The organism is Nonomuraea sp. NPDC048826, assembly GCF_043198225.1.
GTDB lineage: Bacteria > Actinomycetota > Actinomycetes > Streptosporangiales > Streptosporangiaceae > Nonomuraea.
The window spans coordinates 26,502-40,884 of record NZ_JBICUQ010000012.1 but is presented as its reverse complement, the minus strand read 5'-3'; the positions used below and the strand labels follow the sequence as shown (position 1 = coordinate 40,884).

Below are 14,383 nucleotides of genomic sequence, written 5' to 3'. Positions count from 1 at the left end.
CGGCGGGCTGTGACGGGTCAGGAATTCTGGCCGGCGAGCTTGTTCTTGGCGATCAGGTCGGTGATCTCCGCGTCGGCCTCCTTCAGGGCCTGGTCGATGTTCTTGCCCTGCAGGGCCTTCTCGATCGCCTTGCCGAAGGCCAGGCTGACGGCCCAGTCGTAGCTCGGTTCCGCCTTGGCGTACTTGACGACCTGGTCCTCGATCGTCTTGGCCCACGGGTTCTCGGCCACGGCCGGGTCGCCGGAGATCGCCTGGGCGACGGCCTCGCGCGGGGAGTACTTGGAGAACTTGGTGTTCTTGAAAAACTCGACCAGCAGGGTGGTGTCACCGGCCAGCAGCCAGGAGATGAAGTCGGCGGAGCCCTGGGCGTTCTTCGACTTGGCGTCGACGACGAGGGTCCAGCCGCCGAGCGTCGCGGTGGGCTTGGTGGCGTCGCCGTCGAAGGAGGGCAGCGGCGCCACGCCGATCTGGTCGACCAGCTTCGGGTAGTCCTGCAGCAGGACGCTCGCCGCCCACGAGCCGCAGATCATCATCGCGGTCTTGTTCTGGCCCAGCGGGTTGGCGTCGGCGTACGGCGCCAGCGGCTGCTTGGGCATGATGCCCTCCTGGTAGAGGGTCTGGTAGACCTGCAGTAACTGCTTGTACTTCGGATCGTCGGCGCGCGACTCCGACCAGTCGTCGCTGATCGGCAGATGCCCGGCCGCGTTCCACTGCAGGCCCCACGACGACCAGGCCATGTCGATCTGGTTGGCCGCGGTGACGACGCCCGCGACGTCCTTGCTGGTCAGCTTCCTGCCGTAGTCGATGAGCTCCTGCCAGCTGGCAGGCGGCCGGTTGGGGTCGAGCCCGGCCTTGGTGAACATGTCCTTGCGGTAGAACAGCACGGCCGACGGCTCGACCAGCATCGGGTAGCCGTAGCTCTTGTCCTTGTACTGCACCGACTCCAGCACCGACTCCTGCAGGCCGGTCCACTTGTCAGCCGGGATGAGCGGGTCGAGCGCCTGGATCACGCCGGTGCGGGCGAAGCCGGGCACCTTGCTGTAGTTCACCGTGTAGACGTCCGGCGCCTTGCCCGCGGCCTGGGCCGCCTTCATCTTCTGGTCCCAGGTGTCCGCCGGGACGATCACATGCTTGATCGTGACCTTGTCCTGGGCCTTGTTGAACGCCGCGACGGCCTTCTTGTACCAGGCGTCCTCCTGGTCGGTGAACTTCTGCTGCCAGAGCGTGATCTCGGCCTTGCCTCCCTGCGCGGGTCGGTCCGCGCCCGATCCGCAGCCGGCGGCCAGCACGGTCGCGCCCGCCACGGCGGCGACCAGCCGGATGAGTTGTGTGCGCACGTCGTCTCCTTAAATGACACGTCGCCGATCCCGGCGATCACACGATGGGCAGCCGGGCCCCGACCGGCGGGAGGGTGAACGGCCGGTGCGGCAGTTCCTGGTACCAGTAGGCGACGGAGGACAGGTCGTCCTGGCGGCGGTTGGCGTGGCCGTGCTCGATGGTGACCTTGATGGAGCTGGTGAAGGGCACCGGGTCCTCGATGTGGAAGCGGTACATCGAGATCTGGCCCGACCAGTTCTCGCCGCCCGGCAGCGTGAGGCCGTGGTACGGGGCGTGGTAGGACTGGCTCGGGCACCAGGCGGTGTTGAAGTAGTCCTCCGTGCCGGTGCCGTGCAGGCTCGGTGGGAACGCCTCGCCGTCGATGAAGATCATGTCGTCGCCCTCGCCGTACCAGTTCCAGTCGGAGGTGCGGCGCAGGTTGGTGACGTTCAGGACGCAGCCCACGTAGTGGCCGCGGCCCTCGGCCTCGAGGATGACGTAGTTGCCGGCCCCGTCCAGGTTGGTGCCGCCGAACAGGTACTCGGCGTTCGACATGCCGCCCTGGTCCACGCCGTCGGCGGGGTTCTCGCGCCGCCACTGGGCGTGGAAGCGGCCGAGGCCCTCACCCAGCTCGTCGAACTCGTCGTAGTCGATGTAGTAGTAGAACCAGAGCACCTCCTCCTCACACTCGCTGGTCAGCTCGAACCGCGCCCGGCTGCCGAAGGGCATGTGGAAGAAGGAGTTGAAGGCCTTGCCGTCCTGCGGGCTCATCTGCAGCGGCGCGGACACGAAGTTGGCGGTGCGGGCGTGCCCCATGCCGAAGAAGTCGCCCAGCGGCACCAGCACGCTGGGGTGCTCGTTGTCGTCCCAGAAGACCCGCAGGACGAGCTTGCGGAGGAAGTCGCGGTCGGCGGTCTCCGGCGTGCCGGGGTCGCGGGGCGCCACGGTCATCCAGATGTGGTTGACCGAGCCGGCGCCCCGGATGTCGGCCAGGGTGACCGTTTCCCCCGGCGCGACCGTGACGCGGTCGTCGTTGCCGCCCGAACGGTCCCAGCTCGACACTCTCCTGCGGCGGTGCGAGCGCAGGCGCGGAAGGTCGCGCAGGCTGCTGCCGTACTGGCCGTACGTCACGGTTCCTCCTATAGGTGAGAAATCGATTGCTGCTTCCTATCGCCCAGCCGGTGACAGGTCAATGCGTGTTACGCAATCGATGTACGGGTCTGATCCATCGGTCAGGACTTCACCAGGGCGAAGTCGTCGAGCTGCAGCCACATGTCGCCGTTGTCCGTCCAGATCCCCGCGAAGACCTCGACCGAGCTGCGGCTGCCGCTGTTGAAGGTGACGGTCTGCCTGGTCCACTGGCCCAGCGCGCGGAAGTTCCGCTCGGCGAACGGCGCGCCGCCAGGGGCCCGTACGCCGAAGAAGCCGTTGTCGTTGTTGGGCGAGGTGCGCAGCCAGCCGGTCAGGGTGTAGGCCGTGTGCGGGGTGACCTGGACGACCTGGGAGATGTCGTGCCAGCCGCGGTTGTAGCGGACGAAGGCGTTGCGGTCGGCGGTGAAGGACCAGGTGGCCTGGTCGATGCCGCCGTTGCCGCGCAGCGTCCAGGGGGCCGCGACCGCGGCGGTGCTCTGGCGCTCGAAGCTCGGGTCGCGGATCAGGTTCGGGTTGGTGATGGTGCCGTCCCGGTTCAGCCGCACCCGGATCAGGTAGACGTTGTACGGGGTCCACTCCGACAGCGCCAGATAGAGGTCGGGGCCCGACGACCAGGGATGCATGAAGCCGCCGTAGAGCCCGGGGAAGTCGGCGAAGCTGGCCACCACCGACGGGCCGCTCCACGGGCCGGTGGGCGCGTTCGCGCTCCTCAGCACGAGATCGCTGCCCTGCAGGTAGGTCATCAGCCACTTGCCGGTGTAGGCGTTGAACTGCACCGACAGCTCCGACACCGGCGCCGCGACGATCGGCGCGGCCTGTGTGTCGGAGCCCGGCCGCCAGGCGCTGCCCGTCCAGTACTGGTAGGCCGACTTGGTCAGGACCTGGGACTCGGGCACCCGGGCCAGGTAGGCGGAGCCGTTGCGGCCGTTGGGGGTGCCGAACATGTAGACGTGGCCGTCACGGCGGACGAAGGCCGCCATCTGGAAGTGGTTGTCGCCGCCCGGGTTGTCCCAGCGAGGGCCGCCGGTCACCCAGTTCTGGCCGTTGTCGTCGGAGTAGGCGATGGAGGAGTGGTTGGTGTCCCAGAAGCCCGGGGCTCCCCAGTGCCGCACCGACATGTAGGCGAGGTACTGCCGGTTCCCGACCGACACGCCGGCCGTCGGGATGACGGTGATCTCGTCACCGTCGATCTTCCTGCTCGGGATGAGCTCCTTGGCGTGGCCCGGCGCGTCGGTCGCCGCGCTGCTGAAGGACATGCCGTCGGACAGGTCGCGGTCGGTGCTGCGCAGCAGCACCTGGCTGCGCCAGTCGCCGCCGTTGGCGCCCGGCGGCTGCCAGGAGTCGCCGAACGTGTCGCCGAAGGCGGCCAGGATCTCACCCCGGCCGTTGTCCCACATGATGCCGAGGTCGGTCGCCTTGACCTTCCAGGCGGTGTCGGTGGCGCTGAGCGACCCCGGACCGGTCATCTTGCCCACCACCACGGCGGGGGAGCGGGCCGACGAGGCCTGCGTGGGCGCGGCCGGCCCGATGAGGGCCAGGCCGACGAGCGGGATCAGCGCGATGCGTAAGGGCTTCACGGGCCCCTCCTTCTAGGAGATTCCGCACAGATGCACGTGCACGCCGAGCTCGGCGAAGGCCGCCGCCTTGGCGGCGAGCGCGCGGTCGGCGCCGTCCGCGTCGTCGGCGTAGGCGACGTTGAGGTGGTTGGCCCGGTGACGGGCCATGAACTGGTTGCGGGAGACGCCGTGCAGCACCGCGTGCATGATCGGCCACTGCGGGGTGGTGGCGTCGAGCCTGCGCCGGGTCTCCTCCTCGGGCAGCTCCACGACGGTCGCCCGGCCCAGGTCGGCGTGGAGCTCGCCGTCCATGATGAACACCCGCGACCAGACGATCTCGCCCGGCTTGGAGACGCCGCTCAGCGTGCCGCCGCCGAGCGGGAAGTACATCGGCGGCTGCCGCATGCTCCACGACTGGTCGTAGCCGCCGTGGTGCGAGGCGGGCACGGATCCCGAGATCTCGAAGACCCAGACGAAACGCCCGTCGTACTCCTCGCCCCAGCGCACGTCGTGCAGCGTGGTCGCCGGGTCGAGGCCCATCGCCGTCCAGATCCGGTTGGTGATCAGCGAGTCCACGGCGACGCCCTCGTCCACCTCGTTGAAGTGGGGGAGCGGCCGTCCCGCGTAGAGCTCGCGGGAACCGTCGCGGCTGCGCACCGGCGGGCGGGAGACGTTGTTGAGCAGGCCCTCGGCCAGGTCGCTCGCCGGGACCACGTCCTTGAGCCCCTGCTGGTACTGGATGCCCACGGCGTCGAGCCCGAAGTCGTCGGAGATGCGCAGCGCGGCGATGTACATCTTGAACTGGCTGATCAGCTGCGCCTCGGTCAGCTCGGTGGCCTCGTCGTCGCCGAGATGGAAGGTCAGCCCCTCCCGGTCGAGCCAGGCGCGCACCTCCCGGGCCTCGTCGTCGGAGACCTTCCCCATCTCGGCGACGAGGGCGCTCTGCGAGAGGCGCTCCTTGTAGATGCCGAGGGGGTTGAGCAACTCGTCGTCGATGATGGCGTTGTACATCCCCATGCAGCCCTCGTCGAAGACGCCGATGATGGCCTTCTCGGTGGCGAGCTGCCGGGCGACGGCCTTGCCGAGGGCGACCTCCTGACTGTCCTCCTTCTGCCGATATTTCGTGACGTGGCTGGTGTCGTGGGTGAGCTCGCCGCTCTCCAGCCACGTCTTCAGGCCGTGCCGCGACCACTCGTCGGTGAACGTCTCGCTCCACAGCACCGAGTACGGCCGGCCCGCCTTGGTCAGGCTCCCGGCCAGGTTCAGCAGGCCGACCAGCCCGGGCCACTGGCCGCTCCAGTTGGCCACGATCAGGATCGGGCCCCGATGGCCGCGCAGCCCGGCCAGCACGTGGTGGCTGTACTGCCAGACCGCCTCGACCACGATGAGCGGCGCGTCGGGCGGCAGCGTCTTGAAGATCTCGATGCCGGCCCGCTGGCTGTCGATGAATCCGTGGCCCTTGACCGGGTCGACCTCGTGGCCCCGCCGTACCGACCAGCCGAGATCCTCGAGCGCCCGGGTGAGATCGGCCTCCAGGCGCTCCTGGACCGGCCAGCAGGTCTGGTTGGCGCTCTGCCGCAGGTCGCCGCTCGCGACCGTGTAGACGACGCCGGGTTCGGCCGCGGGCGGTTCGACGAGCTGGGGAAACTGATACATGTCTGCCCTTCAACGATGCTGACGATCGGCGAGCCCGTGGGCGAGGCTCACGGTGCTGGGGTAGAGCTGCAGGTAGAGGGGATAGAGCTCGCGGTATGCGGCGACCGCCTCAGGCCGCGGGTCGATCACCCGGCTGACCGGGTTCCAGGCGTCCACGTCCGCCTCGCCGACGAGCCCGGCGGCGAGCAGGGCGCTGCCGTACGAGGCGCCGATGGAGGTGACGCGGACCTCCTGGGGCATGCCGGTGACGTCCGAGACGATCTGGGTCCACGGGCCCCGGGTGCCGCCGCCGACGGCGACGATGCGGCGGATGTCGCCGCCCGCCGCCCGGAGCGTCTCGATGTTGTGCCGGACGGCGAAGCCGGTCGCCTCCAGCGCGGCCCGGTAGAGGTCCCCCCGGGTGTGCGACAGGGTGAGCCCGGCGATCACGCCCCTGGCCCGCGGGTCCATGACCGGGGTCCGCTCGCCGGCGAAGTAGGGCAGCATGAGCAGGCCGTTGGCCCCGACGCCCGACTCCTCGGCCTCCCGCAGCAGCTCGGCGTAGTCCGCGCCGACCAGGTCGCGCAGCCACGTGGTGATCGCGCCGGAGGTGGCCATGCCGCCGGCCAGGTTGTAGGTGCCGGGCGTCGCCCCGACCGTGCCCCACAGGCCGGGCCAGGTGCGGTGCTCGGCTGCGGTGTGGATGAGGAACATGGTCGTGCCGTACATGAGCATGAGGTCGCCGGCGTTGTGCGCGCCGACGCTCAGCGCCTCGGCCCAGGCGTCGATCGTCCCGGTGGTCACCGGCACGCCCTCGGGGAGCCCGGTCTCCGCGGCGGCCCGCCGCGTGATCGTGCCGGCCCGCTCGCCGGGCCAGCGCAGCGGCGGCAGCTCGATGCCCGGCGCCACCGCGTCGGCCCACGGCCGGTGCCAGTCGAGCCGGCCGACGTCGTAGAGCGGGGTGCACTGGCTGGCCGAGTGGTGGTCGAGCAGGTAGGCGCCGGTCAGCCGGCGCATCAGCCAGGAACTCGGCATGTACAGCCGGCGTGCCCGGACGTAGGCGTCGGGCTCCTCCTCGGCGACCCAGGCGATCTTCGGGCCGGCGGCCTGGCTCGACAGGTCGGAACCGCCCCTGCGGCGGATCTCGGCCGCGCCGAGCTCGCGTTCGAGCCTTTCCACTTGGCCGGTGGAGCGGGTGTCGACGCCGTAGAGGATCGCGGGGCGCACCGGCTCGTCCTCGGCGTCGGCGAGCAGGACGCACGGCCCCATGCCGCTCACCCCGACCGCCCCGATCTCCGCGTCCTGCCCGAGCTCGCGGGCCAGCTCGGTGAACTCCCGCCACCAGAGCCCGCCGTCCATCTCGAACCGGCCGGGCCCCGGACGGTCCACCGCGTGCTCGCGGACCGCCGACCGCTTCACCGTGCCGTCCAGGCTGACGAGCACGCCTTTGCTGCTGGAGGTCCCGATGTCGACGCCGAGAACGTGCACGGGCAACTCCTCGGGAAATCGATTGCTGACTTCGCCGACGGTAGTGAACCCGGCCGATGGAGTCAACAGCTCAGCGGCGCGAGCTCTCCCGGACGTGCAGCTGGGTGTGCAGGGTGACGCTGCTCGCCGGGCGGGCCGGCTCGATCATCCGCTCGGCCAGCAGCAGGGCGGCGGTACGGCCCAGCTCATAGGTGGGCTGGTCCACGGTGGTCAGCGACGGGCGCACCAGATGCGCCCACGGGATGTTGTCGAACCCGGCCACGCCGACCTCCCCGGGGATGCGCACTCCCTGGTCGACCAGGCATTCGACGGCCCCCACCGTCATCAGGTTGTTGGCCGCGAAGACGGCGTCCGGCCGGGGATCCTGCCGCAGCAGGTCGGCCATCGCGGCGTAGCCGCCCTCCTCGCGGAAGTCGGAGAACCTGACCAGCTCGCTCCTGACCGCGCGGCCATGGGCACGCAGCGCCCGCTGGTAGCCGCGCAGGCGCTGGGCGGCGGTCGACAGCTTGCGCGGGCCGGTGATGCAGGCGATGCGCTCGTAGCCCGCCTCGACCAGGTGCGCGGTGGCCAGCTCGGCGCCGTGCTCGTTGTCCACCAGCACGGTGTCGACGGTGACCCCGCGCGGCTGGCGGTCGATGGCCACGACCGGGACCTTGGCCTCCACCAGGCGGTTGACGTGCGTGGCCCGGCCGGACGGCGAGATGATCACTCCGGCCATCTGGCCGTCCAGCGCGGCGGTGACGTACCTGCCCTCCTTGGCGGGGTCCTCGTCGCTGTTGCACAGGACCACCGAGTAGCCCGCCTTCTGCGCGACGTCCTCCACGCCGCGGACCATCGCGGTGAAGAACGGGTTGCCGATGTCGGAGATGATGACGGCCCACAGCGTGGTCCGGCTCTTGCGCAGGCTGCGCGCCACGGCGTTGGGCCGGTACTTCAGCTCGCCCATCGCCTGCCTGACCCGCTCCGCGAGCACCGGGTCGACGCTGGAGCGGCCGTTGACCACCCGCGAAACCGTCGCCGCGGACACGCCCGCGTGGCGCGCCACGTCGTAGATCGTCGTCATCCCCGTCCTCGCTTCGGCTCGTCTGGAAGGAAGCGTAGCGGCAATCGATTCCCCGGTCCGTAGGCACCTCGGGAGACCGGCTCACCGCGACGGCGGTCAGAGCCGCACCCGGGCGGCCCTGGCCTCCAGGTAGCGCTGCTCGGCGAGGCTGGCGGTGGCCTTCGCGGCGCGCCGGTAGTGCGCGTGGGCCGCGGCCGCGTCGCCCGCCTTCTCCAGCAGGTGCGCCCGTACGGACAGCAGCCGGTGATGCCCGGCCATCCGCTCGTCGTCGTCCAGGCCCGCCAGCAGGTCCAGCCCGGCCCGCGGACCCTCGACCTCGGCGAGCGCGACGGCCCGGTTGAGCGTCACCATCGGGTTGGGCGCGATCCGTTCCAGGATCAGGTAGAGCGCGTGCACCTGCGCCCAGTCGGTCTCCTCGGCGGTGGCCGCGTCGGCGTGCGTGGCGGCGATGGCGGCCTGCAGCTGGTAGGGCCCGAGCGACGGGCCGGCCAGCGACGCCTTGACCAGCTTGGTGCCCTCGCCGATCATGCCGTGGTCCCATGTCGTCCGGTCCTGTTCGCTCAGCGGCACCAGGTCGCCGGTCGCCGTCGTGCGCGCCTCGCGGCGGGCGTCGGTCAGCAGCATAAGCGCGAGCAGCCCCGTCACCTCGTCGTCGCCGGGCAACTGGGCGTGCACCATCCGGGTCAGCCTGATCGCCTCGCGCGCCAGGTCGGGACGGTGCAGCTCGCTGCCCGACGAGGCGGTGTAGCCCTCGTTGAAGATCAGGTAGAGCACGTGCAGGACGACCCGGAGCCGCTCCTCGCGCTCCGCGCCCTCCGGCAGGGTGAAGGAGCTGCCCGCCGCCTTGATGCGCTGCTTGGCCCGGCTGATCCTGGCCGCCATCGTGGCCTCCGGCACCAGGAACGCGCGGGCGATCTCGGCGGTGGTCAGCCCGCCGACCGCGCGCAGCGTCAGAGCCGTCTGCGAGGCGGCGGTCAGCGTCGGGTGACAGCACAGGAACAGCAGGACGAGCGTGTCGTCGCTGCCGGGCACCTCGTCGCTCGGCACCTCGGCCGCCGCCAGAGCCGACTCGCGCTCGCGCCGCGCGCGGTCGCTGCGGATCCGGTCGATGAGCCGCCGCGACGCCACCGTCATCAGCCAGCCGCGCGGGTTGTCCGGCACGCCCTCGGCCGGCCACTGCAGGGTGGCGGCGAGCACGGCCTCCTGCACCGCGTCCTCGCACCCCTCGAACTGGTCGTGCCGGCGGATCAGCGCGCCGAGGACCTGCGGCGCGAGCTCGCGCAGCAGGCCCTCGAAGGAGGAGCCGGTCACGCCTCCCATTGTCCGTCAGCGAACATCACCTGCCGCACCTCGATCCCCAGCCCCTCGATCGCGGCGTCCGGGATCCGGGCCGCCAGCTCGATCGCCCGCTCCTTGCTCTCGCAGTCGACCAGGTAGTAGCCGCCCAGGTGCTCCTTCGCCTCCAGGAAAGGGCCGTCGGTCACCACCGGGCGGCCGTCACGCACGGACACCACGACGGCCTGCGACGGGTCGACCAGCGCCTGGGTCAGGACCAGCTCCCCGGACGCCTTCAGTTCCTCGATGAACCTGCCGTGGCCCGCGCCGATCGCCGCCCTCTCCTCGTCGGTCAGCGAGTCCAGCACCGCCGGGTTGATGTGCATGCTGATCTGGAACTTCATCGCGTACTCCTCCCGTTGCGGCACCCCGGCCGGGGTGCTTCGACGACAGGTCGGAGCCGCCGCCGTCGTCTTGACATGGCATCACCGCTTCCGCCCCTCCGACAGCAAAATCGAGGGCACGGTCTAGTAATCTCCAATCGGCTGTTGAAGAGGGTGATCGCTCTTTATCGCCGGACATTCGTGAGCCTGTGGGTCTCTATCGGATTCCATGCTCACGCGTACGACTAGAGCACGAGGATGACATGAGTGACATGAGGTCCCGCGGCTCGGCCGGTGCGACCCACGGCGGCGATGTCAGCGAGCCCCAGTTGCGGCAGCTGCTCGACGGCCTCACCGCGGTGCGCGACGGCGACTTCCGCACCAGGCTCCCTGAGGACGACGACGGCCTGCTCGGCGAGATCGCCTCGGTCTTCAACGGGATGGTCGACCAGCTGTCGCAGTTCACCTCCGAGGTGACCCGGGTGGCCCGCGAGGTCGGCACCGAGGGCAGGCTGGGCGGCCAGGCCGAGGTGCCGTCGGTGTCGGGCACCTGGAAGGACCTCACCGACTCGGTGAACGCCATGGCCGGCAACCTCACCGACCAGGTGCGCAGCATCGCTCAGGTCACCACCGCCGTCGCCAGGGGCGACCTGTCGCAGAAGATCACCGTGGACGCCCGGGGCGAGATCCTGGAGTTGAAGAACACGGTCAACACCATGGTCGACCAGCTGTCGTCGTTCGCCGACGAGGTGACCCGGGTGGCCCGCGAGGTCGGCACGGAGGGCCAGCTCGGCGGCCAGGCCGACGTCAAGGGCGTGGCGGGCACCTGGCGCGACCTCACCGACTCGGTCAACTTCATGGCGGGCAACCTCACCGACCAGGTGCGCAACATCTCGCAGGTGGCGACCGCGGTGGCCCGCGGCGACCTGTCGCAGAAGATCACCGTGTCCGCGCGGGGCGAGATCCTGGAGCTGAAGAACACCCTCAACACCATGGTCGACCAGCTCAGCGCGTTCGCCGCGGAGGTCACCAGGGTGGCCAGGGAGGTGGGCACCGACGGGCGGCTGGGCGGTCAGGCCGACGTCAAGGGCGTGTCCGGCACCTGGAAGGACCTGACGGAGTCGGTCAACGTGATGGCCGACAACCTCACCGCCCAGGTGCGCAGCATCGCCCAGGTCACCACCGCCGTCGCCAAGGGAGACCTGACGCAGAAGATCCGGGTGGACGCCCGCGGCGAGATCCTGGAGCTGAAGGAGACCATCAACACGATGGTCGACCAGCTCTCCGCGTTCGCCGACGAGGTGACCCGGGTGGCCCGCGAGGTCGGCACCGAGGGCAACCTGGGCGGCCAGGCCACGGTGCGGGGCGTGTCGGGCACCTGGGAGGACCTCACCGACAACGTCAACGTCATGGCCTCCAACCTGACCAGCCAGGTGCGCAGCATCGCCCAGGTGGCGACCGCGGTGGCCAAGGGCGACCTGTCGCAGAAGATCACCGTCGAGGCGAAGGGCGAGGTGGCCGCGCTGGCGCAGACCATCAACACGATGGTCGACACGCTCTCCGCGTTCGCCGACGAGGTGACCCGGGTGGCCCGCGAGGTCGGCACCGAGGGCCAGCTCGGCGGCCAGGCCCGGGTCCCGAACGTGGCGGGCACCTGGAAGAACCTCACCGACAACGTCAACTCGATGGCCGACAACCTGACCAACCAGGTGCGCAGCATCGCCCAGGTCACCACCGCGGTCGCCAAGGGAGACCTGACCCGCAAGATCGACGTCGACGCCCGGGGCGAGATCCTGGAGCTCAAGACCACGATCAACACCATGGTCGACCAGCTGAGCGCGTTCGCCGCGGAGGTCACCCGCGTCGCCCGCGAGGTGGGCAGCGAGGGCCGGCTCGGCGGCCAGGCCGAGGTCGCGGGCGTCTCGGGCACCTGGAAGCGGCTGACGGAGAACGTCAACGAGCTGGCCGGCAACCTCACCCGCCAGGTGCGCGCCATCGCCGAGGTGACCAGCGCCGTGACCTCGGGCGACCTGACCAGGTCGATCACCGTGGATGCCGAGGGCGAGCTGGCCGACCTCAAGGACAACATCAACTCGATGGTCAAGTCGCTCCGCGAGACCACCCGGGCCAACGAGGAGCAAGACTGGCTCAAGTCCAACCTGGCCCGCATGTCCAGCCTCATCCAGGGGCATCGCGACCTGTCCACGGTGGCCGAGCTGGTGCTCGACGAGCTGGCGCCGCTGGTGGCGGCCCAGTACGGGGCGTTCTTCCTGGCGGGCGACGACGAGCTGCGCCTGATCAGCGCGTACGGCTACCAGGCCGACCGGCCCACCAGCTTCCGCATGGGCGAGGCGCTGGTCGGCCAGGCCGCCAGGACCCGGCGCACGATCGCCATGACCGACATCCCGGCCGACTACCTCACGGTCGCCTCCGGGCTCGGGCGGACCGGCCCCGTCTCGGTGATCGTGCTGCCCATCGTGGTCGAGGAGCAGGTGCTCGGCGTCATCGAGCTGGCCTCGGTCTACGCCTTCACCTCGGTGCACCGGGCGTTCCTGGACCAGCTCATGGAGAGCATCGGCGTCAACCTCAACACCATCGTCGCCAACGCCCGCACCGACGAGCTGCTGGTGGAGTCGCAGCGGCTGACCGCCGAGCTGCAGACCCGCTCCGAGGAGCTGCAGAACCAGCAGGAGGAACTCCAGCGCTCCAACGCCGAGCTGGAGGAGAAGGCCCGCCTGCTGGCCAGCCAGAACCAGGACATCGAGACCAAGAACCTGGAGATCGAGCAGGCCCGCCAGGAGCTGGAGGACCGGGCCCAGCAGCTCGCCCTGGCCTCCAAGTACAAGAGCGAGTTTCTCGCCAACATGAGCCACGAGCTGCGCACCCCGCTCAACTCGCTGCTCATCCTGGCCCAGCTGCTGGCCCAGAACCACAGCCGCAACCTGACCGCCAAGCAGGTCGAGTACGCCGGCATCATCCACTCGGCCGGGTCCGACCTGCTCCAGCTCATCAACGACATCCTCGACCTGTCCAAGGTCGAGGCGGGCAAGATGGACGTCAACCCCGAACGCGTCCCGCTGCGCCGCCTCCTCGACGACATCGAGGCCACCTTCCGCCCGCTGACCACGCAGAAGGGGCTCGACTTCAGGATCGTGGCCGCTCCCGGCATCCCGCTGGAGGTCCTGACCGACGACTCGCGGCTGCGCCAGGTGCTGCGCAACCTGCTCTCCAACGCGGTCAAGTTCACCGAGACCGGCGGCGTCGAGCTGCGGATCGAGACGGCGGTGCAGTCCGAGCTGCCCGCGTCGGTGCGGGCCCACGGCGCGGCCGTCGCGCTGAGCGTGGTCGACACCGGCATCGGCATCCCGGAGCAGCAGCTCGAAGTGATCTTCGGCGCGTTCCAGCAGGCCGACGGCACCACCAGCCGCAAGTACGGCGGCACCGGGCTCGGCCTGTCGATCAGCCGCGAGATCGCCTACCTGCTGGGCGGCGCGATCACCGCGAGCAGCACCCCCGGCCAGGGCAGCACGTTCACCCTCTACCTCCCGATCGCCCGGCCCGACTTCGACGTGACGGAGCCGGCCGCCGCGCAGAGCGCCGCGCCGCAGGAGTCCGCCCCGCAGCGTCCGGCCGTCCACCGCAACCGCCGGCTCCTGGTCATCGAGGAACGGCCGCGCGGCCTGCTGTCCCTGGTGGCCGAGAGCGTGCTGACCGAGCTCACCCCCGCCGGGCACGAGGTGGAGATCGTCTCGGCCCTCGGCGCCCAGGAGGCGGCGGCCACGCTCGCGGCCGAGCCCTGCCACCTGATCGTGATCGACCTCGACATGCCCGGCCAGGCCGCCTACCAGCTCCTGGAGGCGATGGACGGCGACCCCGCCCTGCAGGCCGTGCCCGTGCTGGCCTACAACAACTGGCGGGCCAACCCGCAGCGCGAGGCGCAGCTGCAGGCCCGCGACGGCGGCCGGCCGCTGGAGCTGCTGTCCAGCCTGGACGAGCTGCGCGAACGGATCGCGCTGCACCTGACCGCCGACCAGCCGGGCGACGTGCTGCCCCTCACCCGGCCGCAGCAAGCCGGCCCGCCGGCCGCCAGGACCGCCGACGGCGCGCTGACCGGCCTCACCGTGCTGGTCGTGGACGACGACACGCGCAACCTCTACGCGCTCACCAGCATGCTGGAGATCCACGGCATGCGGGTGCTGCACGCGGAGAACGGCCGGGAGGGCATCGACACCCTGATCGCCCATCCCGAGATCGACGTGGTGCTGATGGACGTGATGATGCCGGAGATGGACGGCTATGCCGCCACCGCCCGCATCCGGGCCATGCCGCAGTACACCGGCCTGCCCATCATCGCCGTGACGGCCAAGGCGATGCCGGGCGACCAGGAGAAGAGCCTGGCGGCCGGGGCCACCGACTACGTCACCAAGCCGGTCGACGCCGATCACCTCATCACGCGCATCCGGCACTGGACCACCTCGTAAGTCAGAGTCGCGGCGCCATCGCCAAGGAGCAGC

At 70.4% G+C, this 14,383-nt stretch carries 9 protein-coding genes; 1 reads left to right on the top strand and 8 read right to left on the bottom strand.

Annotation, left to right across the window (positions count from 1 at the left end; genetic code table 11):
* Positions 1-17 precede the first annotated feature (17 nt).
* From ACGFI7_RS36600 to ACGFI7_RS36565, 8 genes are all read right to left on the bottom strand, one after another.
* Positions 18-1,337, bottom strand: coding sequence for an ABC transporter substrate-binding protein (locus ACGFI7_RS36600; RefSeq protein ID WP_393412929.1), 1,320 nt, complete (start codon positions 1,335-1,337; stop codon positions 18-20).
* A gap of 37 nt (positions 1,338-1,374) precedes the next feature.
* The gene (locus ACGFI7_RS36595) at positions 1,375-2,448 is read right to left on the bottom strand and encodes a glycoside hydrolase family 172 protein (protein ID WP_393412927.1); all 1,074 of its coding nucleotides are present in this window, start codon (positions 2,446-2,448) and stop codon (positions 1,375-1,377) included.
* Between the two features lie 101 nt (positions 2,449-2,549).
* Positions 2,550-4,046 carry a DUF4185 domain-containing protein gene (locus ACGFI7_RS36590; RefSeq protein WP_393412925.1) on the bottom strand — a complete coding sequence of 499 codons (1,497 nt, stop codon included), beginning with the start codon at positions 4,044-4,046 and terminating at the stop codon, positions 2,550-2,552.
* Between the two features lie 12 nt (positions 4,047-4,058).
* Positions 4,059-5,681 (bottom strand): hypothetical protein, encoded by a 1,623-nt coding sequence (locus ACGFI7_RS36585; RefSeq protein WP_393412923.1) that lies wholly within the window; start codon positions 5,679-5,681, stop codon positions 4,059-4,061.
* A 9-nt stretch (positions 5,682-5,690) separates the two neighbouring features.
* Entirely contained in the window at positions 5,691-7,148 is a 1,458-nt protein-coding gene (locus ACGFI7_RS36580; protein ID WP_393412921.1) for an FGGY-family carbohydrate kinase, read from the bottom strand.
* Between the two features lie 70 nt (positions 7,149-7,218).
* The gene (locus tag ACGFI7_RS36575; protein WP_393412919.1) at positions 7,219-8,211 is read right to left on the bottom strand and encodes a LacI family DNA-binding transcriptional regulator; all 993 of its coding nucleotides are present in this window, start codon (positions 8,209-8,211) and stop codon (positions 7,219-7,221) included.
* Positions 8,212-8,307: 96 nt separating this feature from the next.
* Positions 8,308-9,531 carry an RNA polymerase sigma factor gene (locus tag ACGFI7_RS36570; RefSeq protein WP_393412917.1) on the bottom strand — a complete coding sequence of 408 codons (1,224 nt, stop codon included), beginning with the start codon at positions 9,529-9,531 and terminating at the stop codon, positions 8,308-8,310.
* A complete protein-coding gene (locus tag ACGFI7_RS36565; RefSeq protein WP_393412915.1) occupies positions 9,519-9,890 on the bottom strand; it encodes a YciI family protein in 372 nt (123 codons plus the stop codon). The genes ACGFI7_RS36570 and ACGFI7_RS36565 overlap by 13 nt, the downstream gene beginning before the upstream one ends.
* A gap of 251 nt (positions 9,891-10,141) precedes the next feature.
* Between ACGFI7_RS36565 and ACGFI7_RS36560 the strand changes: the two genes are divergently transcribed.
* Positions 10,142-14,350 carry a HAMP domain-containing protein gene (locus ACGFI7_RS36560; RefSeq protein WP_393413418.1) on the top strand — a complete coding sequence of 1,403 codons (4,209 nt, stop codon included), beginning with the start codon at positions 10,142-10,144 and terminating at the stop codon, positions 14,348-14,350.
* Positions 14,351-14,383 lie beyond the last annotated feature (33 nt).

Bases quoted from the DNA above. Each gene is read 5' to 3' on its own strand.
- ACGFI7_RS36565 (WP_393412915.1), bottom strand. From the start codon at position 9,890: ATGAAGTTCCAGATCAGCATGCACATCAACCCGGCGGTGCTGGACTCG.
- ACGFI7_RS36585 (WP_393412923.1), bottom strand. From the start codon at position 5,681: ATGTATCAGTTTCCCCAGCTCGTCGAACCGCCCGCGGCCGAACCCGGC.
- ACGFI7_RS36570 (WP_393412917.1), bottom strand. From the start codon at position 9,531: ATGGGAGGCGTGACCGGCTCCTCCTTCGAGGGCCTGCTGCGCGAGCTC.
- ACGFI7_RS36560 (WP_393413418.1), top strand. From the start codon at position 10,142: ATGAGGTCCCGCGGCTCGGCCGGTGCGACCCACGGCGGCGATGTCAGC.
- ACGFI7_RS36575 (WP_393412919.1), bottom strand. From the start codon at position 8,211: ATGACGACGATCTACGACGTGGCGCGCCACGCGGGCGTGTCCGCGGCG.